Annotated in this window: 21 protein-coding genes; 9 read left to right on the top strand and 12 right to left on the bottom strand. The window is 73.4% G+C overall.

All coding sequences use genetic code 11. The annotated features are described in order from the left end of the window. The first annotated feature begins 4 nt into the window (after nucleotides 1-4). Nucleotides 5-433, top strand: coding sequence for a VOC family protein (locus O7606_RS21265; RefSeq protein ID WP_281595787.1), 429 nt, complete (start codon nucleotides 5-7; stop codon nucleotides 431-433). Here the strand turns inward: O7606_RS21265 and O7606_RS21260 are convergent. Next, nucleotides 406-1,269 carry a cytochrome c oxidase assembly protein gene (locus tag O7606_RS21260; protein WP_281595786.1) on the bottom strand — a complete coding sequence of 288 codons (864 nt, stop codon included), beginning with the start codon at nucleotides 1,267-1,269 and terminating at the stop codon, nucleotides 406-408. The two genes, O7606_RS21265 and O7606_RS21260, sit on opposite strands and share 28 nt — an antisense overlap. Then, nucleotides 1,269-1,832, bottom strand: coding sequence for a DUF2243 domain-containing protein (locus O7606_RS21255; protein ID WP_281595785.1), 564 nt, complete (start codon nucleotides 1,830-1,832; stop codon nucleotides 1,269-1,271). The genes O7606_RS21260 and O7606_RS21255 overlap by 1 nt, the downstream gene beginning before the upstream one ends. Before the next feature lie 282 nt (nucleotides 1,833-2,114). Here O7606_RS21255 and O7606_RS21250 point away from each other — a divergent pair, with 282 nt between their 5' ends. Further along, the gene (locus tag O7606_RS21250) at nucleotides 2,115-2,585 is read left to right on the top strand and encodes a peroxiredoxin (protein ID WP_281595784.1); all 471 of its coding nucleotides are present in this window, start codon (nucleotides 2,115-2,117) and stop codon (nucleotides 2,583-2,585) included. 202 nt (nucleotides 2,586-2,787) lie between these two features. On the opposite strand, the gene rfbB is transcribed toward O7606_RS21250, so the two are convergent. After that, nucleotides 2,788-3,786, bottom strand: coding sequence for a dTDP-glucose 4,6-dehydratase (rfbB, locus tag O7606_RS21245; RefSeq protein ID WP_281595783.1), 999 nt, complete (start codon nucleotides 3,784-3,786; stop codon nucleotides 2,788-2,790). Between the two features lie 184 nt (nucleotides 3,787-3,970). Between rfbB and O7606_RS21240 the strand changes: the two genes are divergently transcribed. Continuing rightward, nucleotides 3,971-4,456: a nuclear transport factor 2 family protein gene (locus tag O7606_RS21240; RefSeq protein ID WP_281595782.1), complete on the top strand. Its 486-nt coding sequence runs from the start codon at nucleotides 3,971-3,973 to the stop codon at nucleotides 4,454-4,456. Nucleotides 4,457-4,568: 112 nt separating this feature from the next. On the opposite strand, the gene O7606_RS21235 is transcribed toward O7606_RS21240, so the two are convergent. Genes O7606_RS21235 through O7606_RS21215 form a run of 5 tightly spaced genes read right to left on the bottom strand, consistent with a single transcriptional unit; the run spans nucleotide 4,569 to nucleotide 10,784 of the window. Then, entirely contained in the window at nucleotides 4,569-6,281 is a 1,713-nt protein-coding gene (locus O7606_RS21235; RefSeq protein WP_281595781.1) for an MFS transporter, read from the bottom strand. 37 nt (nucleotides 6,282-6,318) lie between these two features. Beyond that, complete coding sequence (locus tag O7606_RS21230; protein WP_281595780.1) at nucleotides 6,319-7,734, bottom strand: NDP-hexose 2,3-dehydratase family protein; 1,416 nt, start codon at nucleotides 7,732-7,734, stop codon at nucleotides 6,319-6,321. Next, on the bottom strand, nucleotides 7,731-8,513 hold the full coding sequence (locus O7606_RS21225) for a class I SAM-dependent methyltransferase (RefSeq protein WP_281595779.1): 783 nt from the start codon (nucleotides 8,511-8,513) through the stop codon (nucleotides 7,731-7,733). The genes O7606_RS21230 and O7606_RS21225 overlap by 4 nt, the downstream gene beginning before the upstream one ends. A gap of 24 nt (nucleotides 8,514-8,537) precedes the next feature. Further along, the gene (locus O7606_RS21220) at nucleotides 8,538-9,596 is read right to left on the bottom strand and encodes a glucose-1-phosphate thymidylyltransferase (RefSeq protein ID WP_281595778.1); all 1,059 of its coding nucleotides are present in this window, start codon (nucleotides 9,594-9,596) and stop codon (nucleotides 8,538-8,540) included. A gap of 36 nt (nucleotides 9,597-9,632) precedes the next feature. Beyond that, on the bottom strand, nucleotides 9,633-10,784 hold the full coding sequence (locus O7606_RS21215; protein WP_281595777.1) for a DegT/DnrJ/EryC1/StrS family aminotransferase: 1,152 nt from the start codon (nucleotides 10,782-10,784) through the stop codon (nucleotides 9,633-9,635). Between the two features lie 333 nt (nucleotides 10,785-11,117). Between O7606_RS21215 and O7606_RS21210 the strand changes: the two genes are divergently transcribed. Both O7606_RS21210 and O7606_RS21205 read left to right on the top strand, forming a co-directional pair. Further along, entirely contained in the window at nucleotides 11,118-12,362 is a 1,245-nt protein-coding gene (locus O7606_RS21210; protein WP_281595776.1) for a class I SAM-dependent methyltransferase, read from the top strand. Nucleotides 12,363-12,392: 30 nt separating this feature from the next. Next, nucleotides 12,393-13,829: a LuxR family transcriptional regulator gene (locus O7606_RS21205; protein WP_281595775.1), complete on the top strand. Its 1,437-nt coding sequence runs from the start codon at nucleotides 12,393-12,395 to the stop codon at nucleotides 13,827-13,829. On the opposite strand, the gene rfbC is transcribed toward O7606_RS21205, so the two are convergent. Beyond that, entirely contained in the window at nucleotides 13,714-14,367 is a 654-nt protein-coding gene (gene rfbC, locus O7606_RS21200) for a dTDP-4-dehydrorhamnose 3,5-epimerase (protein ID WP_281595774.1), read from the bottom strand. The genes O7606_RS21205 and rfbC overlap by 116 nt on opposite strands. Before the next feature lie 259 nt (nucleotides 14,368-14,626). Here rfbC and O7606_RS21195 point away from each other — a divergent pair, with 259 nt between their 5' ends. The 4 genes from O7606_RS21195 (at nucleotide 14,627) to O7606_RS21180 (ending at nucleotide 21,284) form a co-directional block, all read left to right on the top strand. Continuing rightward, entirely contained in the window at nucleotides 14,627-15,595 is a 969-nt protein-coding gene (locus O7606_RS21195; RefSeq protein WP_281595773.1) for a thiamine pyrophosphate-dependent dehydrogenase E1 component subunit alpha, read from the top strand. Nucleotides 15,596-15,635: 40 nt separating this feature from the next. Then, nucleotides 15,636-16,670, top strand: a complete 1,035-nt coding sequence (locus O7606_RS21190) for a transketolase C-terminal domain-containing protein (RefSeq protein WP_281595772.1) — start codon at nucleotides 15,636-15,638, stop codon at nucleotides 16,668-16,670. Nucleotides 16,671-16,827: 157 nt separating this feature from the next. Continuing rightward, nucleotides 16,828-18,006, top strand: a complete 1,179-nt coding sequence (locus O7606_RS21185) for a Gfo/Idh/MocA family oxidoreductase (RefSeq protein ID WP_281595771.1) — start codon at nucleotides 16,828-16,830, stop codon at nucleotides 18,004-18,006. Between the two features lie 122 nt (nucleotides 18,007-18,128). Continuing rightward, nucleotides 18,129-21,284 (top strand): ThuA domain-containing protein, encoded by a 3,156-nt coding sequence (locus O7606_RS21180; protein ID WP_281595770.1) that lies wholly within the window; start codon nucleotides 18,129-18,131, stop codon nucleotides 21,282-21,284. Between the two features lie 80 nt (nucleotides 21,285-21,364). Here the strand turns inward: O7606_RS21180 and O7606_RS21175 are convergent, their stop codons facing one another. From O7606_RS21175 to O7606_RS21165, 3 genes are all read right to left on the bottom strand, one after another. Beyond that, on the bottom strand, nucleotides 21,365-22,069 hold the full coding sequence (locus O7606_RS21175; RefSeq protein WP_281595769.1) for an alpha/beta hydrolase: 705 nt from the start codon (nucleotides 22,067-22,069) through the stop codon (nucleotides 21,365-21,367). A gap of 322 nt (nucleotides 22,070-22,391) precedes the next feature. Continuing rightward, the gene (locus O7606_RS21170; protein WP_281595768.1) at nucleotides 22,392-23,711 is read right to left on the bottom strand and encodes a nucleotide disphospho-sugar-binding domain-containing protein; all 1,320 of its coding nucleotides are present in this window, start codon (nucleotides 23,709-23,711) and stop codon (nucleotides 22,392-22,394) included. Nucleotides 23,712-23,771: 60 nt separating this feature from the next. Beyond that, nucleotides 23,772-24,227, bottom strand: coding sequence for an SgcJ/EcaC family oxidoreductase (locus O7606_RS21165; RefSeq protein ID WP_281595767.1), 456 nt, complete (start codon nucleotides 24,225-24,227; stop codon nucleotides 23,772-23,774). Between the last annotated feature and the right edge of the window lie 20 nt (nucleotides 24,228-24,247).

Below are 24,247 nucleotides of genomic sequence, written 5' to 3'. Positions count from 1 at the left end.
CGACATGGTCGACCGGGAAAACGTGCCGACGCTGTGTCAGGTGGTGCTCGACTGCACCGACGCCAGGGAGCTGGCGGAGTTCTACCGGGCGCTGCTCGGCCTGGTCTACCGGCCCGGCGACGAGCCACCGCAGGACGGCCGGGCCGACGAACGCGCGCCGGACTGGCTGGTCCTACAGACCCCCGAGGGGGTCACCCAACTGGCCTTCCAGCGGGTCGAGCGGCTGCCCCGGCCGACCTGGCCGGACGGCCCGGTGCCGCAGCAGGCGCACCTGGACCTGAGCGTGTCGTCGGTCGAGGAGCTGCGCCGGCAGCACGCCCGGGTGCTGGCGCTCGGCGGCCGGCCGCTGCCCGACCGCGAGGACGACTCCGACGAGCCGTACCGGGTCTACGCCGACCCCGCCGGTCACCCGTTCTGCGTCTTCGTCTCCTGACCGGCTCGCCCCGCCCCGGCCGAGACCCGGGCCGGGGTGGGGACGAGTCGGGTGACGCGAGGGCGGCGCACCGGTCGCCAGGTGGTCACCAGGGCGGCGGCGAGGAGCAACTCGGCGATGTCACCGCCGTAGTACATCAGCTCCGCGCCGCCCCGCACCTGCTCGACCGGGGCGGGCACGTACGCCCAGCCGCCGTACATGAGCTGCGAGACGGTCGCGTGCCCGACGATGGCCAGCCCCAGGTACACCAGCCGGGTCCGTACCCCGGGCCGGGCGGGCGCCGGATCCGGGCCGGCGATGACGTACGCGAACAGGTAACCCGACAGCAGGAAGTGGCCGTGCAGCAGCCAGTGCCCGGCCGGGTGGCCGGTGGCGACGGGGTGGAGCGGGGTGAGGTACAGCGCCACCAGGCTGCCCGTGGAGAGCGCCGACGCGACCGCCGGATGGGTGACCAGCCGGACCGCGCGGGCCCGCAGGACGGCCGTCAGCGCCCGGGCCGCGGCGGTGGGCAGCGCCCGCAGCAGCAGCGTGACCGGCGCCCCCAGCACCAGCGCGAGCGGCGCGTACATGCCGACGAGCAGGTGTTGCGCCATGTGGCCGCGGAAGTCGGTGTGCGCCAGGGACGCCAGCGGCGGCAGGAACGCCACGGCCAGCAGGAGCAGCCCCAGGCCGAAGCTGGCCGTCCGCCAACCGTTCCAGCCCTGCGCCGGGTTACGCCGTCGGGCCCGGCCGACCAGGTGGAGGTAGAGCCCGGCGCAGACCAGCAGGGCGAGGACGGGCGGCAGCGTCTCCACCAGGCCACCGCCGGCCGCCGCCCCCGGATGGTGGTGGTCCATCAGACGGGTTCCCGGGCCTGGTCGGCGGCGGGCCTCGCGGGGTCGACGGCCCGGCCGCCGCGCTGGAGCAGCCAGCCACCGGCGACCAGCGCCGCGCCCAGGGCGAGGAAGCCGAGGTCCCACCAGAGCTGGTACGGGCCGCCGTGGACGTGGTGGATGCCGAGCAGATGGTGGTCGACCACGCCTTCGACCAGGTTGAACGACCCCCAGCCGACCAGCACCCAGCCCCACAGCACCCGGGATGTCCACACCCGGCGGCGGCGGTGGGTGACCCGGGAGTACAGCACCGCCAGGCCGACCAGCACGGCGAGCCAGCACACCACGTGGAAGACGCCGTCCCAGAGGGTGTTCATCTCCAGCCCTCCGACGGTGCGCGGGTCGTAGTACCGGACGCCGATGTTGTCCTCGTCGGTGCTGGTGAGCATGTGGTGCCACTGGAGGAGCTGGTGCAGCAGGATGCCGTCGACGAACCCGCCCAGCCCCACTCCCAGCAGGATGCCGGGCAGCCGAAGGCTGGCGGGCGCCGGGCCGGTCTCCGGCCCACCCGGGAGCGTCGTTCCCATCAACCGATCTCCGTTCGTCCGTGCTGCGGCGTTCCTCCCCTCGTGGCCGATTCTCCTCCCGAAGCCCAGGTAAACCCGGGACCCGGGGCGTCCCCGGTACGTCGTGACCGGCGACGGCGGGCGGAGCGCACGTGCAGAGGTGCCCGCCCCCGCCGGGCTGGCCGATAGTTGGGACCAGCGTCGGTCCGCGTCATCGACGAGCGCGGGGAAGGGCCCCTTCCCGTACGCCAGGCGTGGGGAAGGGTCCCCGGGCCGACCGGCCGACACTTCGAGGAGGCTCACATGCCAATCGCGACGGGCGTCGCCGCGCCGGACTTCACCCTGCGCGACCAGCACAACCAGGAGGTCACGCTCTCGCGCTTCCGGGGCGAGCGGGCGGTGCTGCTGGTGTTCTACCCGCTGTCGTTCACCGGGGTGTGCCACGGCGAGTTCTGCGGGATGCGGGACAACCTGGGCGCGTTCCGCAACGACGCGGCCCAACTGCTCACCGTCAGCGTGGACTCGCCGCCGGCCCACCTGGCCTGGGCGCAGCAGGAGGGTTTCGACTTCCCGCTGCTGTCGGACTTCTGGCCGCACGGGGAGGTGGCCCGGTCGTACGGCGTGTTCAACGAGGCCATGGGTATCGCCAACCGGGGCACCTTCGTCATCGACCTGGACGGCATCGTCCGCTTCGCGGAGATGAACTCGCCCCGGGACCCGCGCGACCAGGAGGCGTGGAAGCGGGCGCTCGCCGAGGTGGGCGTACCGGTCTGACCGGATCGACGCCCGCGGCGGCGGGCGGCACGGGACGGCGGCGGGCGGCACGGGACGGCGGCGGGCACCACCCGCCGCCGTCCGTCGTTTCCGGGCCCGACCTGTCGCTGCCGCCCGTCACGGCCGGGCCGGCGGCGTTCGTCACGGCCGGGCCCGACCGTGGTCCGGCCGCCTGGGCCCGCCGGCGCCGCCGGGCGCCGGGCTAGCGGCCGAGCAGCCGGTAGCGTGCCTCGCTCTGCTGCCGGCGCTCGTCCCACCACCACTGGTTGTCCCGGTACCAGTCGACGACCGCCGGGAGGCCGGCGGTCAGGTCCGGGAAGACCGGACGCCAGCCCAGCTCCTGCCGGATCCGGGTCGAGTCGCACGCGTACCGCAGGTCGTGGCCGGGGCGGTCGGGCACCAGGTCGTACGCGTCCGCCGGCAGGCCCATGCTCCGCAGCAGCAGCTCGACGACCTCGCGGTTGGAGCGCTCGTCGCCGGAGCCGATCAGGTACGTCTCGCCGAGCCGGCCCCGGTCCACGATCAGGTGCACCGCCGTGTTGTGGTCGTCGACGTGCGTCCACTCGCGCACGTTCAGCCCGGCGCCGTAGAGCTTCGGCCGCTCGTCGCTGAGCACGGCGGCGATCTGCCGGGGGATGAACTTCTCCACGTGCTGGTACGGCCCGTAGTTGTTGGCGCAGTTGGACAGCGTCGCGGCCACCCCGTACGAGCGGGCCCAGGCGCGTACCAGCAGGTCGGAGCTGGCCTTGCTGGCCGCGTACGGGCTGGACGGCCGGTACGGGGTCTCCTCGGTGAACCGCTCCGGGGAGTCCAGCGGCAGGTCACCGTAGACCTCGTCGGTGGAGATGTGGTGCAGTCGGCGCTCGTGCCGACGGACCGCCTTGAGAATGCTGTGCGTGCCGAGGATGTTGGTCCGGATGAACGGGTCGGCGTGGTGCAACGAATTGTCGACGTGCGATTCGGCGGCGAAGTGCACCACCACGTCGCTCTCCCGGACCAGCCGGTCCACCAGCTCCTCGTCGCACACGTCACCGTGCACGAAGCGGATGTCGTCCCGGACCGAGTCGAGGCTGCGCCGGTCGCCGGCGTAGGTGAGGGCGTCGAGCACCGTCACCTCGTACTCCGGGCGGCTCGCCAGGGTGCTGCGCACGAAATTCGCCCCGATGAAACCGGCGCCGCCGGTAACCAGCATCCGCGTCATGATTCCCATGCTATGGGTCCCGGCGGCCGGCACCCACGGCGTAATTGCCTTCTTCCTCCGCAGGCGTCGCCGGCACCGGAAAGCGCATTTCCGGAGAAGAGTGGATCAGGGCGTCGTGACACAGTAGGGGCACCCGCCCCGTCGATCAAGGGCGGGTTCGTCAGGTCAGGACTGGGAGGTCCCCATGAAGAAGGTCGCGGCGGCCATTTCGATGCTCGCCCTCGGTGGAATGCTGGTCGGGCCGCTGCGCTCCGAGCCGGTGGCCGCGCACGGCAAACCGGCTGGTCACGGCGGCGACCGGGTGTGCGCGAAGCGGTTCACCGACACGGTACGGCAGCGGGACGCCGCGTGGGACGCCCGCGACCTCGACAAGCTGATGACCTACTACCGGCCGGACGCCGTGGAGATCGACCCGAGCGGGGCCTACCACGAGGACCGGGAAGCGATCACCGAGCACCTGGGCATGCTGTTCCAGCTCGAGTTCGAGTCCGTCTTCACCGAGCAGAAGCGGATCGTGGACGGCTGCGACACCGCGCTGCTGGTGTTGGACTCCCGGTTCACCGCCCCGGCCATCGGGCTCGACCAGCACTTCGTCACCGCGCAGACGTTCACCTACGAGCAGGGGCGCTGGCGGCTGCTGCTCGCCGCCAACACCATGCTCCCCGCCTGAGCGGCTCTGCTGCCCGTACCGCGACCGCCCCCGTTCCTGCCGTGGCAGGGTCGGGGGCGGTCGCGGTACGGGGCCCTGCCGGACGCCCGGGGCGTCCGGCAGGGCTCCTGCCTCAGCCCTGTCCCGGGGCGACCGGGGTGGCCGGCGCGGGCGCGCCGGTTCCCGTGTTCTCCCTGGCGCCGGCGGTTTCCGGGCCGCCGGCGGTTCCCCTCGTCTCCGCGGTTTCCCTGGCGTCGGCGGTTTCCCTGGCGTCCGCGGTTTCCCTGGCGTCGGCGGTTTCCGGGCCGTCGGGGGTGGGGGTGGCGCGGCGGCGGGCGCGCAGGGTCGTCCCGGCCGTGACGGCGGCGAGGAGTCCGATCAGGACGCCGACCCAGCCGGCCGCGTGCATCCCGCTGGTGAACGCGGCCCGGGCGGCCCCGATCAACGCCGGAACGATCTCGGCGGGGAGCTGCCCGGCGACCACCAGCGCCCCGGCCAAGGATTCGCGGACGGCGTCGGCGGCGGCCGGGGGCAGCGCCGCCGGGACGGCGTCCCCGACCTGGGCGCGGTAGACGGCGGTGCCGACGCTGCCCAGGACGGCCACGCCCAGCGCCATGCCGAACTGGCTGCCGGTCTCCGACAGCGACGCCGCCGAGCCGGTCTCGTGCGGCGGCACCGCGCCGACGACGAGGCCGGTGCCGAGCGCGGCGATCGGCCCGAAGCCGGCGCCGACCAGGATGAACCCGCCGACCAGGACGGGCAGGCCGTCGACCGCCGGCACCCCGGTCAGCACCAGACCGCCGAGCGCGATGCTGACGCCGGCGGTGGCCAGGACGACCGCCGGTCCGAGGCGCTGCGCCAGCCCGGGGGCGGACATCGCCGCGATGATGGTCACGGTCGTCGACGGCACCAGGGCCAGGCCCGCCTGCATCGGGGAGAGTCCCCCGACCATCTGGAGGTACTGGTTGACGTAGAGCCCGAAGCCGCCCATCGCGGCGGGGCCGATGGTGAGCAGGAGCAGCGCGCCGGCGAAGGTCCGGTCGGTGAACAGGCGCAGGTTCATCAGCGGGTGCGCCAGCCGGCGTTGCCGCAGCACGAAGGCGACACCGAACGCGACGCCGACCACGATGGCCAGCAGCGGGGTGATCTGCAGTCCGTGCCGGGGCAGCTCGGTGACCCCGTACACGACGGGCAGGATGGCGGCGAGGGAGAACGCGACGCTGACCACGTCGAGGCGGGCGGGCGCGCCGGTGGCCCGCTGCTCGGGCAGCAGGAACGGCCCCACGGCGAGCAGCAGGAGCATCACCGGCACGCCGAGCAGGAACACCGATCCCCACCAGAAGAACTCCAGCATCGCGCCGCCGACCAGCGGGCCCACCGCCGTGCCGGCCATGAAGCAGCTCATCCAGGCGGCGATGGCGACGCCACGCTGCCGGGGGTCGCGGAACATGGTGCCGATCAGGGCGAGGATCGACGGCATCAGCGTCGCGGCGGCGATGCCCATGCCGGTACGCGCGGCGATGAGCATGCCCGCCGACGTCGAGTACGCGGCGAGCACCGAGGCCGCGCCGAAGAGTCCCGCGCCGGTCAGCAGCAGTCGGCGCCGGCCGACCCGGTCACCGAGTTTGCCCATGGTGATGAGGAAGCCGGCGGTCATGAACCCGCTGATGTCGGCGATCCAGAGCTGCTGCGAGCCGGTGGCGGCGAGCTCGGCGCTGAACGCCGGGAACGCCAGGAACAGCACGCTCAGGTCGATGGAGAGGAGCAGGGTGGGGAGAGCGAGCACGGCGAGGCCCAGCCACTCCCGCCGTCCCGCCCTCCCGTCAGGATGGGGGGTCGCAACCATGTTGAGCCTCCGGATGGGGTGTGACGCTTACGGGGTTTCAGAGCAGCTCGGCTGCCCGGGTGTTGAGGATCGACAGCAGGGTTCGGGCCTGCACGTTGACGTACCGGCCGTGGCGGACGAGGAGGTTGAGCTGCGCCGGGGTGACCCAGGCGAACCCGGCCGGCGGTCGGGTGGGCGCCTGTTCCGGCCCCGCCTCGACGATCAGGTACCGGCTCTGCGCGTGGTGGAACCGGCCGCCCTCCTCGGCGTGCACCGCGTCGTACCGGATCGCGGTCGGGTCGGGGCGCAGGGCGAGGTCGAGGAAGGCCGGTCGGTCCGGTCCCCGCAGGTGTTCGTGGTGGGCGGGGGTGAGCTGCACGGTGGGGCCCAGCTCGACGGTGTCGAGGAAGCCGCCCTCGACCCGGGCGTGCACCAGGACGTGCGGCACCCCGGCGAACCGCCGCAGCACCAGCGCCACGACACCGGTGCCGATCGGCTGGAACAGCGGCTGGGTCCAGGCGGGCACCTCCCGGTTGCCGGCCTGCACCGCCACCGCCATGACCCGGAAGTACCAGTTGCGGACGTGGTCGATGGAGGACGGGCCGCGGATCCAGTCGCGGATGCCGCCGAGCGGCACCAGGCGGGAGGTCACGTCGTGCCGGGACCGCTCGGCGGTGAACCAGGACAGCAGCTCGGTGTCGGTGAGCAGGCCGTCGTGCCCGGGATGCCCGGCCGGGGCGCAGGCCAGCACGGTACGGGAGTCCATGTTGACCACGTTGTCGAGCCGGAGCAGCTCGCCGAGCTGGCCGAGGGTGAGCCAGCAGAAGTCGTCGTCCAGCGGGACCGGCTGGTCGGTCTCGACGATCATGTTCCGGTTGGCCTTGTGGAAGAACCACGAGCCGTGCTCGGACTGGAGCACGTCGACCAGGACGCGGGCCCGGCTGCGGTCGGTGAAGTACTCCAGGTACTTCACCTCGGCGCCCTGGTGGACCCGGGTGTAGTTGCTCCGGGTGGCCTGCACGGTCGGGGAGAGCTGCAACAGGTTCGGGTTGCCCGGCTCCATCTTCGCCTGCATGAGGAAGTGCAGGACGCCGTCGAACTCCTTGGCGAGGATGCCGAGGATGCCGACCTCCGGTTGCACGATGATCGGTTGCTGCCAGTCCCGGTACGGGCCGCTGTCCACCGTGACGTGCAGCCCCTCCACGGTGAAGAACCGGCCGCTGCGGTGCCGCAGGTTGCCGGTGTCCGGCGCGAACGACCAGCCGTCGAGCTGGTCGAACGGGATCGGCGTGACCGAGAAGCGCCCGGCCCGGCGGCGCTCGTCGAGCCAGTCGTGGAAACGGCCGGTGGTCAGGCCGGCGCCGGTGTCGCGGACGGCCGCGGAACGGGCGAACCGGGCGGGCAGGTCGGCGTCCTCGCGGGGACGCAACCGCACCTCGGACGGACCGGCGGTGACCGGCGGGCCGGCGCTCACCGCCGCTCCCCCGTCCCGGCGTCCGCCCGCCCGGCGGCGTGCCCGACCGGGCCGGCGGCGGCGTGCTCTCCCCGGCGGTGGGCGACAAACAGGCCACGGCCGGCCTGGACGCCGCTCAGATACTCGGCCGCCAGCCCGGCGTGGGCGAACTCCGACGCGTACTGCTCCCGGGTCCAGAGCTGGAACAGGTGGGTCTCGGTGAAGTGCCGGATCCCGTCCCGGTTCGCCACCGCCCAGTGGCTCTCGATCACGGTGACGCCGTCCTGCTCCCGGCTGTGCGACACCCGCGACACGGTGTACCCGTCGTGCCGGATGAGGTCCCCGGCGACGTACCCGTCGAGGTAGTTCTCCGGGAAGTACCACGGCTCGATCACCAGCACGCCGGCCGGCGCGAGGTGGGCCACCATCCGCGCCAGGGCGGCCCGGAAGTCGGCGAGCGACGGCAGGTAGGCCACCGCGGTCGACAGCGAGACGACCGCGTCGTACGTCCGGCCGAGGTCGACGTCGCGCATGTCGGCCCGGCGGACGGTGCCCGGGGGCAGCTTGCGTTCCGCCACGGCGAGCATCGGCGCGGCCAGGTCGATGCCCGTGACGGACGGGAACGACCGGGCGAACGCCACCAGGTGCTCGCCCGTGCCGCAGCCCACGTCGAGCAGGGACCGGGCGTCCGGGCGCCGGCTGCGGACGATCTCCGTCACCAGCGCGGCCTCCTTGTCGAAGTCCTGGCCGCGCGCCCGGTAGACCATGTCGTAGACCTCGGCTAGGTCCTCACCGAACATCGCTCTCCCTCTCTGCCTGGTCGCTCAGGCGGCCAGTTCGATGCGGACGTCGTCGCCCACCACGAGCCGGTGTTCGGTGCCGCGCGGGCGGATGGTGGCCGACCGGCCGATCAGCGAGCCGCGCAGGCCGGGGATGTCGAGGATGGCCGCGCGGTCCATGACCACCGAGTCGGCGAGCCGGGTCGACCGGATCACGCAGTCCGCGCCGATGGCGGTGTTCGGCCCGACGTGGCTGTCCTCGACCAGGGTGCCCGGCCCGATGACGACCGGCCCCTCGACGCGGGACCGGATGACCCGGGCGCCGACGCCGAGCTCCACCTGGCCGACCAGCTCACTGCTCGGGTCGGCCCAGCCGTCGATCGTCCGGCGCAACCCGTTGAGCTGGTACCGGTTGCAGGCGAGCACGTCCTCGGTGTGACCGACGTCCTTCCAGTAGCCGTCGTACTCGGTGGCGGTGACCCGCGCGCCGGCGTCGTGCAGCCACTGGATCGCGTCGGTGATCTCCAGCTCGCCGCGGGCGCTGGGCCGGATCGAGGCCACCGCCTCGTGGATCGCGGGGGTGAAGAAGTAGACGCCGACCAGCGCGAGGTCGCTGGTGGGTTGGCGCGGTTTCTCGACCAGGCGGAGCACGTTGCCCTCGTCGTCGAGCTCGGCGATGCCGAACTGGCGCGGGTCGGGCACCCGGTGCACGATGACGTGCGCCGCCGGCCGGCGCTCGACGAACGTACGGGCCACCGGGGCGATCCCGTCGGCCAGGAAGTTGTCGCCGAGGTACATGACGAAGTCGTCGTCGCCGAGGAAGTCCCGGGCCAGCGCGACACAGTGACCGAGGCCGCCGGGCGTCTCCTGACGCAGGTAGGTGATCCGGGCGTCGAGTCGGCTGCCGTCGCCGATGGCCTCCTGGATCGACGACGCCCGGTCGCCGACGATGATGCCGATGTCGCTGACGCCGATGTCGCGGATGTTGCCCAGCACGTGCTCCAGCACGGGCTTGTTGGCGATCGGGATCAACTGCTTGGGCATCGAGTGGCTGAAGGGCCGCAGACGGCTTCCCGTTCCACCCGACAGCACGAGCGCCTTCATGACAACGAACTCCTCACGGCCGGATGGCTCCGGCGGTCACGGACGTGTGGGCGCGCTGCGGTGCTCGACGGCCTTGATCAGTTCCTCGGCCACCGTGTGCACGTCGGTGTCGTCCAGTCCCTGGTGGATGGGGAGCAGCAGCGTGGTGGCGGCGGCCAGGGCCGTGCCGGGGAACACGCCGTCGGCCCGGTACAGCGGCACGGTGTGCAGCGGCTCGTACCGGAAGGTGGTGTAGATGCCCCGGGCCAGCAGGTCCTCCGCCACCTGGTCGCGGATGCCGGGGTCGAGCTGCACGTAGTAGAAGTAGTGGGTGGTGGCGTGGCCGCGCGGCAGCGGCGGGGACAGCCGGATGCCCTCGATCCCGCCGAGCAGGCTGTGGTACATCTCGGTGATCACGCGCCGCCGCTCGACGAACGCGGGCAGCCGACGTAGCTGCACCCGGCCGATCGCGGCGGTCAGGTCGTTGCCGATCAGCCGCCGGCCGACCTCCTGGACGTCCAGCTCCCACCAGCGGCGGGCCACCCGGGACGCGGTGGTGAAGGCGCTGCGGTCGGCGACCCCGTGGTACGCCATCCGCTTGGCCCGCCGGCTGAGGGCGGCGTCGCGTACGTAGAGCATGCCGCCGTCCCCGGTGGTGATCACCTTGCGGGAGTCGAAGCTCCAGGTGGCGATGTCGCCGAACGTGCCGCACCGCCGGTCGTCGATCGCCGAGGCGATCGAGACGGACACGTCCTCGATCAGCGGGATCCCCCGGGCCGCGCAGTGCGCGGCGATGGCCTTGACGTCGCCGGGCTGCCCGCCGTAGTGCAGGATCAGCACGGCCCGGGTGCGCGGGGTGATGGCCCGTTCGACGTCGCCCACGGACGGGTTGAGGGTGCGCGGGTCGACGTCGCAGAAGACCGGCCGGGCGCCGGTCGCGGCGATGGCGTTCGCCGCGGCGACGAAGCTCACCGACGGCAGCACCACGTCGTCGCCCGGCCCGAGGCCGAGCAGCTCGGTGGCGAGGAACAGCCCGGACGTGGCGGAGTTGAGGAAGATCAGGTGCTCGGCCGGCACGTCCAGGAACTCGCCGAACTCCGTCTCGAACGCCCTGGTCAGCGGCCCGTATCCCAGCCAGTTGCTCGCGAACACCTCGCGGACCGCGTCGAGTTCCTCGGCCCCGAGGTCGGGCTGGGAAATGTTGATCATCGTCGTCCTCCGACTCGACGGGCGGCGTCGCGCGGCTCCGGCTCCGCTCGACGGCGCTACCAGGGATGGGGTGGAAACGGGCGTCCGGCAGGCTCGGGCCGCCCCCGACATCGGCGACGACCGATCCACATCGTCGGCCCGCGCGTCTGACCTGCGCATCTCCTGTATTGCGGAACGGGCGCGCACGCTCGGAGATGAAGTCCCTCATCAATTCGTGCAGGCTTCGCTCGAAGGGCGGCGACGGCGAGACCCGGTGCTCCGACACCGGGCGGCGAGCGGCTGTCAGGCCCTGCCGCCCACCGGCTCGCCACTGTTAACGAGGGGTTGCCCTGCATGTCTGGCGAAGGTGTACCGCCGACCGTGAACCGTTGCCGCGTCTGTGACGGCGAGGTGCAAGAGTGTCTCGACTTCGGCCGACAACCGGTCTCCAGCGCGTTCGTCGACCCGGACGGGGGCGGCGCGGAGGTGTTCTACCGGCTGGCGGTGGGCTTCTGCACCACGTGCACGCTGGTGCAGCAGCTCGAGGAGGTGCCGCGCGACGCGATGTTCCGCGTCGACTACCCGTACCGCTCGTCGGAGTCCGCGCTGATGCGTAAGCACTTCGAGCAGACCGCCCGCCATCTGCTGGAGAGCGAGCTGACCGGGCCGGACCCGTTCGTCGTCGAGGTCGGCAGCAACGACGGCATCATGCTCCAGACGGTCGCCGACGCGGGGATCCGCCACCTGGGCGTGGACCCGTCCCGGGACGCCGCGGAGACCGCCCGGGACAAGGGCATCCAGGTGCAGGTGGAGTTCTTCGAGGAGGCCAGCGCCCGGCGGATCCGCGCGGCGCACGGCCCGGCCGACGTGATCTTCTCGGCCAACACCATCAGCCACATCGCGTACATCGACTCGATCTTCCGGGGCGTGGACGCGCTGCTGGCGCCCACCGGCATCTTCGTGTTCGAGGACCGCTACCTGGCCGACATCATCGAGCACAACTACTTCGACCAGATCTACGACGAGCACTTCTACCTGTTCTCCATCCACTCGGTGCACAGCATGGCCGAGCGGTTCGGGTTCGAGCTGGTGGACGCCGAGCGGCTGACGGTGCACGGCGGCGCGGTCCGGTTCACCGTCGCGCGCACCGGGGCCCGCCGGCCCAGCGCCGCGGTGGCCGAGCTGCTCGCCCGGGAACAGGAGCTGGGCCTCGGCGAGGCGGTGACGTACGAACGGTTCGCCTCGCACATCCTGCGGACCCGGGACGAGCTGACCGCGCTGCTGCGTGACCTGCGGTCGAAGGGGCACCGGATCGTCGCCTACGGCGCGACCGCCAAGAGCGCGACCGTGGCGAACTTCTGCGACATCGGCCCGGACCTGGTCGACGCGGTGTACGACTCGACGCCGGAGAAGCAGGGCCGGTTGACGCCGGGCTCGCACATCCCGGTCCGGCCGCCGCAGGAGTTCGCCGCGCCGTACCCGGACTACGCGCTGCTGTTCGCCTGGAACCACGCCGAGGAGATCATGGCCAAGGAGCGGGGGTTCCGGGAGCACGGCGGCCGCTGGATCATGTACGTCCCGGATGTCCACATCGTCTAGTCCAGGGCCGGTCCCGGGGAGGTGCCGGCGGTGAACCTTCTCGAACGCGACGGCGAGCTGGCCCGGCTGTGCGGGATGGCCGCCGACGTCCGGCGGGGCGTCGGCGGCGTCGCCCTGGTCAGCGGCCCGGTGGCCAGCGGCAAGAGCGCCCTGCTGCACGCGTTCGCCCGGCGGCTCGCCGGTGGACCGGCCGCGCACCCGGCCCGTCAGCGGCTCCCCGGCGGCGGCCCGGCCGGGTTGCTCCCCGGCGGCCCGGCCGTGCTGCTCGCCGCGACGGCGTCCCGGGCGGAGCGCCCGGTGCGCCTCGGGGTGGTCCGTCAACTGCTGGCCGCCGCGCCGCTGCCCGCGCCGGCCCGGGCGCGGGCAGCGGCGCTGGCGGCCTCCGTCGCGCCGGACGCCCGGGTCGACGCGGTCGTCCTGCACGAGCTGGGTGGGCTGCTGCTCGGCCTGAGCCGACGGGGCGGCCTGGTGGTGCTGGTGGACGACGTGCACGAGACCGACCCGGAGTCGGCGTGGTGCCTGCTGTTCCTGGCCCGGCGCGCGGTCGCGCACGGCGTGCTGCTGGTGCTGGCCGACCGGTCCCCCACCCCCGCCCCGCATCCCCGGTTCCACGCCGAGCTGCGCCGCCGGCCGGACCTGGCGCAGCTCCGCCTGGCGCCGCTGTCACCGGCCGCGGCGCGGCGGCTGCTCGCCGACCGGGGCGTGCCCACCGCGGAACGGTTCGTCACCCGCTGCCACCAGCTCGGTGGGGGCAGTCCGGCGCTGGTCACCGCCGTCGCCGACGACCTGGCCCAGGACGACGGCGACGGGTCGCTGCCCACGTACCGTCAGGCGCTGCTGCACTGCCTGCACCGGTCGGACCCGGAGGTGGTGGCGGTGGCCCGCGCGCTGGCCGTCCTACCGGACGGCGCGCCGACGCAGACGGTGGGCGCGCTGTCCCGCCTCGACGGGCACGCGGTGGCCGCCGCCCTGCGGGCGCTCGCCGAGACGGGGCTGGTCCACGGTGGCGGGTTCCGGCATCCGGCGGCCCGGGCGGCGATCCTGGACGATCTCGGTCACGCCGGGCGCGCGGACCTGCGCCGCCGGGCCGCCGGGCTGACGCCGCCCGGCGCGCCCGACGACGGGCCGACCGGCGGACCGGGTGGCGGGGCGGGCGGCAGGTCGGGGGACGCGCCGGGCGCCGGGCCGGGGGACGCGCCGGGGGTCCGGGCGGCGGCGTTGAGCGCGGCGGAACGCCGGGTGGGGGCGCTGGCCGCCGGAGGGCTCAGCAACCGGGAGATCAGCCGGCGGCTGCACGTCACGGTGAGCACCGTGGAGCAGCACCTGACCCGGGTCTACCGCAAGCTGGGCGTCAGGCGGCGGGGCGACCTGCCGGGCCGGCTGCGTCGGGACGCCGACCCGCCGCGCCGACCGTCCGGTACACCTCCAGACATTCCTCGTACGCCGGCAGCAGGCCCTGTTCCCTGACCGCCCGCAGCGTCGGCGCGGTCCGGTCCCGTACCGACAGAATCGGCTCGGCGCCGTCGAGCATGCCCCGCCAGTCGATGCCGAGTTCCGGGTCGAGAGGATGGATGCCGTATTCGTTTCCGGGGTCGTACGTGTCCGAACAGAGATAGAAAGCGGTCGTCTGCTCTGCGAGCGAGGCGATGCCGTGGCCGACCCCCTCCGGCAGATACACGACACGCAGCGCCTCCGAATCGAGACGGACGCAGTCGAAGGTGCCGAAGGTCGGCGAGCCGACCCGGGTGTCGACGATGACGTCGTTCATCGCGCCGTACACGCAGCAGACGAATTTCGCCTGGCCGACGAGCCGGGTGAAGTGCACCCCGCGTACCACGTTGCGGTGGTTGATCGTCGTGTTGACCTGGGCGACCGGCATGTCCCGGCCCAGCACCTCGCGCCACCAGCCGGTCCTGGACAGCTCCGCGAAGACGCCCCGGTTGTCGGGCAGGACACTGGGGGTGAATTCGAAGGCTCCCGCCACGGCGAGTTCCCGTACCTTCATGATGCGCCTTTCCATACCCGGTTTCCGACGTCGGTGCCGCACGCCGAACGTACGCCTGCGCCAGCGGACGGGGACTACGGAAAAATGCTTTCTTCGGCACCCGTACGGCGTCAACCGCAGGAGTGCCCTCCGGCCCCTGATTCCCGCTCCGGTAGGGGTTGTCGACAGGGGTCTTCATTTATATGGTTCAACGCGGAACGGCAGGTTCCGCCGTATCGACCCTGCCTGCCGCCCGGTCGAGCCGAATCGAGGTCAAGCCGTGACAGTCGACACGAGAGAACTCCTGCGCGAGATGGTGCGGATCCGGCACGTCGAGGAGGTGCTCGCCGACGTCTACCGCGACGAGCAGGAGATGCGCACCCCGGTGCACTTCTCGATCGGCCAGGAGGCGTCCGCCGTCGGGGTGTGCGCGGCGCTGGAACGCGAGGACCTGATCTACAGCAGTCACCGCTGCCACGCGCAGTACCTCGCCAAGGGCGGCGACCTGTTCGCCATGGTGGCCGAGCTGTACGGGCGCGAGGACGGGTGCAGCCGGGGCCGGGGCGGCTCGGTGCACCTGGTCGACAACGCCGCCGGCTTCGCCGCCTCGTCCGCCATCCTCGGCGAGATGATCTCGGTGGCCACCGGCGCGGCCTGGGCCGCCGCGATGAACGGCGAGCGGCGGGTGGTGGTCACGTTCTTCGGTGACGGCGCCGCCGAGGAGGGCGTCTTCCACGAGGCGATGAACTTCGCCGCCGTGCAGCGCCTCCCGATCGTCTTCGTCTGCGAGAACAACGGCTACTCGCTGTCCTCGCCGATGGGGCCCCGACAGCCGGAGGGCGCCACCATCACCGGCTGGGCGCGCGGGTACGGGGTGTCCGCCCGGCAGGTGGACGGCAACGACGTCGCCGCCGTGCACCACGCCGCCGAGCAGGCGGTCGCCTGGTCCCGGGCCGGCAACGGGCCCGCCTTCCTGGAGCTGAGCACCTACCGGTGGCGGGAGCACGTCGGCCCGCACTGGGACTACGACGTCGACCACCGGACGAAGGCCGAGGTGGACTCCTGGATCGCCCGCTGCCCGATCCAGCGCGCCACGGCGGCGCTGCGGGCGGAGCTGCCGACGATCGACGAGGACGTCGCCCGGTGGGCGCAGGAGTCCGTCGACGAGATCCGGCAGGTGATCGCGAAGGCCAAGCTCAGCCCGTTCCCCCGGGTCGAGGACCTGCTCCACGGCACCTACGGCCGATGAGACCGCCCCGACCCCCACGGTCGATGAGAGGAGCCGTCCCATGCGGACGTTGACCTACCACCGCGCGATCGACGAGGCGACCCTCCAGTGCATGGCCGCCGACCCGCGGATCTTCGTCGCCGGGCAGGCGGTGAACGACCGGAAGGGCATCTACGGCACCACCGTCGACACCATGCGCCGCTTCGGCGCGTCCCGCGTGATCGACGTGCCGAACTGCGAGACCGCCTTCGCCGGCATCGCGGTCGGCGCGGCCTCGCGCGGGATGCGCCCGCTCGTGGTGTACGCCCGCGACGACTTCATGTTCCTGGCCATGGACGCGATCTTCAACCTGGCCGCGAAGTGGCGTTACATGTACGGCGGCGACCAGGGCGTGCCGGTGGTCTTCCGGGGCGTCGTGGGGCACGGGTGGGGCCAGGGGGCCACCCACTCGCAGAGCCTCCAGTCGATCTTCGGCCACTTCCCCGGGCTGCACGTGGTCACCCCGGCGTCGCCGGCCGACGCGAAGGGCCTGATGGTCAGCGCGTTGACCGGTGACTCGCCGGTGGTGGTGCTGGAGAACCGCGGCCTGTACGAGGTGGAGGGCGAGGTGCCGGAGGAGCCGGTGCCGGTGCCGATCGGTCGGGGCCGGATCGTCCGGGCCGGCGACGACGTGACGATCGTGGCGGCGTCGCTGATGGTGCGCGAGGCGGAACGGGCCGCCGAGGCGCTGGCCGCCCGGGGCGTCGCCGCCGAGGTGGTCGACCTGCGCACCATCCGCCCCCTCGACGAGGAGATCATCTGCGCGTCGGTGGCGAAGACCGGCCGCCTCGTCGTCGCCGACACGAGCTGGGCCCGGTTCGGGGTGAGCGCCGAGGTCGCCGCGGTGGTCGCGGAGCGGATGCCGCAGGTGCTGCGCGCGCCGGTGCGGCGGGTCACCCCGCCGGACTGCCCGTCGCCGGTGTCCCGGCCGTTGGAGCAGGCGTTCAACCCGGACGCGGGCGACATCGTGCGGGCCTGCCTGGCGGTGCTGGGCGTGACCGACGAGGTGGCCGTCTACGAGGACGAGCTGGCCGCCGGCTTCATCGGCCCGTACTGACGCCGGTCCCGGCGCGGGTCGGACCGAGACGCCGGTCCCGGGCCGGGCCGCACCGAGACGCCGGTCCCGGGGCAGGTCGGGGCGCAGGGGCCGCGTCGGGGGCCGCGCTGACGTACCGTGCTTCTCTGGTCGCGTACCGCGAAGTGGAGGCGGGGAGATGGGCAACGCGCACGGCCGTACCCTGCGGGTCGGTCTGATCGGCACGGGGGTGGGCGTCCGGACGTACCTCCCGGGGTTCGCGGCCACCGGGCGGGCCGCCGTGGTCGCGCTGAGCGGCAGCGGCCCGGAGCGGGCCCGGGAGGTCGCGGCGGCCACCGGGGTCCCGACGGCCTACGCCGACCACCGGGAGCTGTGCGCCGACCCGACGCTGGACGTGATCTGCGTGGCCTCGCCCAACGAGTTCCACCGCGAGCACTACCTGGCGGCGGTCGCCTCCGGGCGGCACGTGCTGATCGAGAAGCCGCCGGTGGACACCGGGGCGGAGCTGGCCGAGCTGCTCGCGGTGGACACCGCGCCGGGGCAGCTCGTCCTGGTGGACCACCAGCTCAGGTTCAACCCGTACCTGCGGGCGCTGCGCGAGGTGATCCGCTCCGGTGAGCTCGGCCGGCCGTACCAGGTGCGGATCCACCAGCAGGGCGTCGGGCTGCTCTCCCCCGACGTCGGCCACTCCTGGCGGTTCGACGCCGACCGCGGCGGCGGGGTGCGGCTGGCGATGGGCTCGCACCTGGTGGACCTGATGTTCTTCCTGCTCGGCGACGTGCCGGTGCGGTCCGTGCTGGGCGGCGAGGACGTGGTGGTCCCGGTCCGGCGGGACGCGGCCGGCCAGGCCCGTACGGTAACCGCCGACTCGGCGTTCGCCGCCCTGCTGGCCGGCGACTCGCTGACCGTGTCGTTGTCGGCCAGCGCCGCCGCGGCCACCGAGAACATTCTCGACGTGGACGTGCTGGGCACCGCCGGTGAGGCGCACTTCAGCCTGGACGGCAAGCTCCGGGTCGGCACGTCGGCCGGGCGGCGGGACGTGCGTCCGCCGGAGGTCTCCCCCGACGAGCTGCACAACCGGGTGTCGGTGTTCAAGACGTCCTTCGTGCACCTGGCCGGGGCGCTGGCCGACGCGGTGCTGGACGGCCGCTGGACGGCGCTGGAGCCGGCCTGCCGGCTGCCCGACCAGGTGCCCACCCTGCGGGTGCTGGACGCGATGCTGGCGTCCGCGCGGACCGGGGACGCGGTCCGGCTCGACGCCCCGCCGACCCCGGCGGCCCGCGGCGTCACGGCCACCGCGGCCACCGGCGCAGCCGCCGTGCAATTCCCATCCGCGGAAATCCGCACTCTCGGATAAGACAACCGCCCACACCACGACTAAGACAGGAAGGACCACATCGCACGTCCAGTGAGGAGAACGTCGTGGCAGAAAGCGGTCCCACGCGAACACGCCCCGGCCGGCGGACCCGATGGCGACTCTTGGCCGGCGGGACAGCGCTCTGCCTGGCGCTCGTCGGCGCGGGCGGCCCCCCGGCCGCCGGCGCGCCCGCCGCGCCGACGCCGACCGGCACGTCCACGGTGGCCGACCAGCCCACCCGGTCCATCCTGATCTTCCACCAGACCGGGCCGTTCCTGCGGCACGCGTCGATCGAGTACGGCATCGCCGCCCTGGAGGAGATGGGCCGGGAGCGCGGCTTCACGGTCGAGGAGACCCAGCGGTCCGACGCGTTCACCGACGCCAACCTGGCCCGCTTCGACGCGGTGGTCTGGCTGAACGCGATCGGCGTCGTCCTCGACGACGCGCAGAAGGCCGCCTTCGAGCGGTACGTCCGGGGCGGCGGCGGGTACGCCGGGGTGCACGGTCCGGGCGGCATGGAGACGAACTGGCCCTGGTTCTACAACGACCTGATGGGCAGCTTCTACCACTCGCACCCGGCGCAGCCGGAGCACCCGGAGACGCAGCGGGCCGTGATCCGGGTCGAGGACGACCGGCACCCGTCGACCCGCACGCTGCCCCGGGAGTGGGTCTTCGCCGAGGAGTGGTGGAACTTCTACCACAGCCCGCGCGCCGACGTGCACGTGCTCGCCTCGCTCGACGAGTCCAGTTACGACCCGGGCGCGGGGCCGATGGGCGACCACCCGGTCACCTGGTGCCGGGCGGTCGACGGCGGCCGGTCCTGGTACACCAACCTCGGGCACAGCGTGGGCAGCTACGCCGACGAGGACTTCCGGGCGCACCTGCTGGGCGGCGTCTCCTACGTCGCCGGCTGGGAGGCCGGTGACTGCTCCGGTGACGCGCGCGACCCGGACGCCGCGTTCGCCCGGGTGCCCCTGGCCGACGGCGCCGACGCGGGCGGTCCGCCGGCCGCGCTCGCCGTGCTGCCCGACCGGGGCGTGCTGCACGCGTCCCGGGACGGCGAGATCCGGCTGACCACCCCCGCCGGCCGGACCAGCCGGGCGGCCCGCCTCAAGGTGTACGACCACCGCGACAGCGGGTTGTACGCCCTCGCCGTCGCCCCCGACTTCGCGCGCAGCCGGGCGGTCTACGTCTACTACTCGCCCCGGCTGGGCACCCCGTCCGGGGACGCGCCGGCCCGCGCCGACCGGGCCACCCTGGCCCGCTACCAGGGCCACGACCGGGTCTCCCGGTTCACGCTGCGCCGCGACGGCACCCTCGACCTGGCCCGCGAGCAGGTGGTGCTGCGCGTCCCGACCGACCGGGGGCACTGCTGCCACGCCGGCGGCGACCTCGGGTTCGACCCGGCGGGCAACCTGCTGGTGTCGACGTCCGACGACACCGACCCGTCGCGTTCCGGCGGGTACGCGCCGCTGGACGAGCGCCCCGACGTGAGCCCCACGTACGACGCGCAGCGCACCTCGGCCAACACCGCCGACCTGCGCGGCAAGCTGCTGCGGATCACGCCGGTCGGCAACGGCGGCTACCGGATCCCGGCCGGCAACCTGTTCCGCCCCGGCACCCCCCGTACCCGTCCGGAGATCTACGCGATGGGGCTGCGTGACCCGCGCCGGTTCTCCGTCGACCCGGCCACCGGCTGGGTCCACCTCGGCGACCACGCGCCGGGGGCCGCGGTGGCCGACCCGCAGCGGGGGCCGGCCGGGAAGGCCGAGTTCAACCTGGTCAAGGGGCCGGGCAACTACGGCTGGCCGTACTGTGTCGGGCGCAACGAGGCGTACCGGGACCACGACTTCGCCACCGGCCGGTCCGGTCCGGCGTTCGACTGCGCCGCGCCGCGCAACACCAGTCCCCGCAACACCGGCCTGACCGCGCTCCCGCCCGCCCAGCCGGCGTGGATCGCGTACCAGGGCGAGTCGGAGGCGGCGTTCACCACCGGCGGGTCGCAGCCGCCGTTCGGCAACGGGGGCGCCGCGCCGATGGGCGGCCCCACCTACCGGTACGACCCGGCGTCGCGTTCGGCGGGCCGGTTCCCCGCCCGGTACGACGGCAGCACGTTCGCCTACGAGCGGGACCGGGCCTGGATCAAGGAGATCCGGGACGGCGAGACCAGGCCGTTCGGCCGGGCCCTCGACCTGCGTCAGCCGGTCGACCTGGAGTTCGGCCCGGACGGCGCGCTGTACGTGCTGGACCGGGACGACTACGGTCCCGCCGCCGACGGCTGGGCGCTGTACCGGGTCGAGTACGCCGCCGGCCGGGGCGCGCCCCGGGCGGCGGTCCGCGCGGAGGACCCGTCCGGCCCGGTCGGGCGGGTGGTGACGTTCCACCCCGCCGGCACGTACGACCCGGACGGCGACCGGCTGCGGTACGCGTGGGACTTCGACGGCGACGGCCGGACGGACTCGACGGCGTCCGGCGCGGTGACGCACCGGTACCAGCGGGCCGGCTCGTACCGGGCCACGTTGACCGTCACCGACCCGACCGGGCGCTCCGACACCGCCCGGGTGACCGTCACGGTCGGCAACACCGCGCCGACCGTACGGCTGGTCACGCCCGCCCAGGGCGGGGTCGCCGCGCCCGGCGCCCGGATCCGGTTCGAGGTGGCCGTCAGCGACCCCGAGGACGCCACGGTGGACTGCTCCCGGGTGACCGTCCGGTACACCGCGCCGGACGGGCAGACCCAGGCCAGGGCCACCGGCTGCACGGGCACGCTGGTGGTCGGCGGCTCGGCGACCGACGCGGGCACGGTGAGCGCCTCCTACACCGACTCGGGCGCGCCGGGCGCGCCCCGGTTGACCGGCGTCGACCAGCGGGTCGTCCAGCCGGCGCGGCGGGAGGCGGAGTCCGTGCGGGAGGCGTTCGGCGTCCGGGTCGTGCCGCACGCGGCGGCCAGCGGCGGCGCGGTGATCGGCGACGTGGACCCGACCGACTTCGTCAAGATCGACCCGACCGAGTTGACCGGGGTCGAGGGGATCACGCTGCGGGTGTCGTCCAGCGGGCCGGGCGGCCGGGTGGTGGTGCAGAACCACGAGGTCGGCGGGCCGACCCTGGCGGTGATCGAGGTGCCGGACACCGGCGGGACGGACCGGTTCGTCCAGCTTCCCGCGACGCCGCTGGCCGCCTCGGTCGGCACCGAGCCGCTCTACCTGGTGTTCGACGGCCCCGCCGGGGTGTTCACCGTGGACACGGTCGCGTTCACCGGGCCCGGCCTGGCCGGCTGACCCGACGCCGACCCGGGTGACGACGAAGGCGTGGCCCCCGCCCGGGGGCCACGCCTTCCGTCCACTCCGTGGGGAGACGGTCAGCGGGCGTCGGCGCCCAGCACGTCGAGGCGGATCTCCTCCAGCTTGTCGGCCAGCTCCTTCGGCCGGCTCAGCGCCACCGGGTGGCTGCCGCCCATCTCGTCGGCCTCGATGCCCAGCCGCTCGCGGACCAGCCGGCGGGAGAAGTCGACCGGGAAGAAGCGGTCCCCGGTGCAGATCAGCGCCCGGGTCGGCACGTCGGGCCACTTCGACAGCGGCCACGGGTCGCCGAACGGGCGGCCGGACTGGTCGCGGGAGTTCTTGGCGGCCTCCTCCACCAGGGCCGGCGACAGCTCGTGGAAGAAGATGACCGACGGGTCCTGGTCCTGCTCGGCCGTCCAGCCCTCGCGCTCGGCCTGGGCCTTGCGGGCCTCGGCGTGGCCGGTCGCCTCCCACCACTCGCCCGCCGACTCGCCGGGCTTCGGCAGCATCGGCGTGAGCAGGATCAGCAGGTCGGCGGGGAGCCGGTCGCACACCAGCGGGGCGGTGTACGCGCCCAGCGACTGACCGACCACGACCAGGTCACGGGCCTGGCCGATCGCCTGGACGGCGGCCTCGGTGTACTCGGCGAGCCCGGCCGAATCGTCGTCGACCGGCAGGTCCACCGCGATGACCTCGTGCCCGCGGGCGGTCAGCTCCTCTTTCAGCAGGTGCCAATACCAGGGTCCACTGCCTGCGGGCGGAACAAGAGCGTACGTTGCCATTGCCAGCGATCCTCCAGGGTAGACACGCGATCAGCGCGCGGACGCTCCCGGCAATTCCGAAAAGCGCCGGTTCAGTTATCCGACTCTATCGCAGCTTCCCCGGGGCGCAGCCCATTGCCGGCAATGGCGGGCGAGTCGTACCGGCCGGCCCGAGCCGCAGCTCACGGGCGCGCACAGGCGGGCGGGCACCGGCGACGACAATCCAGGAAAACGCCGTCCGGCGGGAGCGGACACGACGAAGTCCGCGGCGTCGGGAAATTCCCGACGCCGCGGACGGTGCCCCGACCGGCCCCCGTCGGCCGTCGACCGGACGGGACGCCCCTCAGGAGCCGCTGCGGTGGTGCGCGGTCAGCCGCTCCAGCATCGGCACGAGGTCGTGCGGGCTGGGCATGCTCAGCCAGTCCTGGTGCACCCGGGCCGCGCCCTCCCGGTACGACGGGTCCTGGAGCACCTGGAGGAGCTGCTTGCGCATGTCGTCCACCGACTGCTCGGCCCGGTTGAACGCGATCCCGGCGCCCCGGGACGCCATGTACGGCCCGGTCACCGGCGACTCGATGCCCCAGATCTCCACCGGGATGACCTGCGGCACCTGGTACGGCACCGCCGCGGCCCAGGTGCCCACGCCACCGTGGTGGATGAACGCCGAACAGGTCGGCAGCAGCACGTCGAGCGGGATGTACTCGATGACCCGCACGTTGTCCGGCACCCGGCGGACCCCGCTCAACTGCGCCTCGTTGAGGGTGGCGACCACCTCGACGTCGAGGTCGCCCAGCATGTCGAACATGTCGCTGATCAGGGAGTGGATCGCGGCGGCGAGATCCTCCGCGCCCTTGCCGAACTCCCGCATGGACGCGCCGAGGCAGAGCGCCACCCGGGGCCGGGTCGGCGCGTCGTACAGCCACTCGGGCAGCACCGCCGCGCCGTTGTACGGCTCCCACCGCATCGAGACCACCGAACGCCTGGTGGGCAGCCGCATCGGGGTCGGCGTCGGGTCGATCGTCCACTGCCCGAACTTCAGCTCGTCGTCGACGTCGAACCCGTACCGCTCCGCGATCGGGCGCACGTAGGCGCTGACCGGGTCCTCACCGAGCGGCGAGCCCGGCAGGGCCCGGCTGGCCACCCAGCGGTCGTGGGACCAGGCGAACATGTCGTGCCCCCACAGCAGCCGGGCGTGCGCCGCCCCCACCACCTTCGCCGCCACCGCCGCCGAGGGCCAGCACGGCTCCCAGATGATCAGATCCGGCTGCCAGCCCTCGGCGAGCTTCACCAACTGCTCGACCCCGGAGTCGGCGACGGCCGTCTCCGGGTCCTCCGGGTGGAAGTTCCACACGCACGGCAGCATGTAGTTGCGGAAGAAGTCCCACGGGTACCGCTCGTCCGGGTCGGTCAACCCCATCGCCTCGGCGCTGTCGCCGTACCGTTCCTGGGCCAGGCCGCGCATCTCGGCGCTGCCGGCGCCGATGGTGGGCGGCAGGTCGTCGCCGAGCGACACCGCCGTCAGGCCGGCCCTGGTGACGGCGTCCGCGACCGCTGGGCCGGAGACCACGCGCACCTCGTGGCCGGCGGACTTCAGGGCCCAGCCCAACGCGACCGACGGGTACAGGTGGGCGATCGCCGGCCAGACGGCGAGCATCACTCGCATGCATTCTCTCCTTGTGAGGTGACGAGCGGTGTGGAACGGGACAGGGGTGGGGGCGGAGCGTCAGCCGCGCAGCGGGCTGGACTGGTAGGAGACCAGCCGCCAGTCGCCGTCGGCCCGGGTGACCACCCAGGTGCTGCGGACCTCGTTCTCGGGCGCGTAGTTCGACTCGCCCTCGCGGACGACGCCGCCCTGCATCACGGCGAGCGCCACGTCGGGCGTGAGCATCTTGATCTCGACCGGCTCCTCTTCGAGCCGGCTGCCCTTGTAGACGCTCTGGAACAGCTCACCGAGGTACGAGCGGATCTCCTCGCGGCCCCGCAACTGGCGGTCACCGATCAGCATGCTGCCGTCGTCGGTGAACACGTTCGCGATGGCGTCCACGTCGCCGCTGCCCCAGGCGCCCCGGACCCGCAGCGGCACGGTGAGCACGGCGCCCTCCGTACCGTTGGCGAACCGTCCGTAGTGGGACGCCCACTGCTTGGCGCCGGTGACGAGCTGAGCGGCCTTGTTGGTCATCTGGCCTGTCTCCCTTCGGT

Source organism: Micromonospora sp. WMMD882 (assembly GCF_027497255.1).
Taxonomy (GTDB): Bacteria; Actinomycetota; Actinomycetes; order Mycobacteriales; family Micromonosporaceae; genus Micromonospora.
Note: the sequence above shows the minus strand (reverse complement) of the source record. Positions and strands in the feature narration are given on the sequence as shown.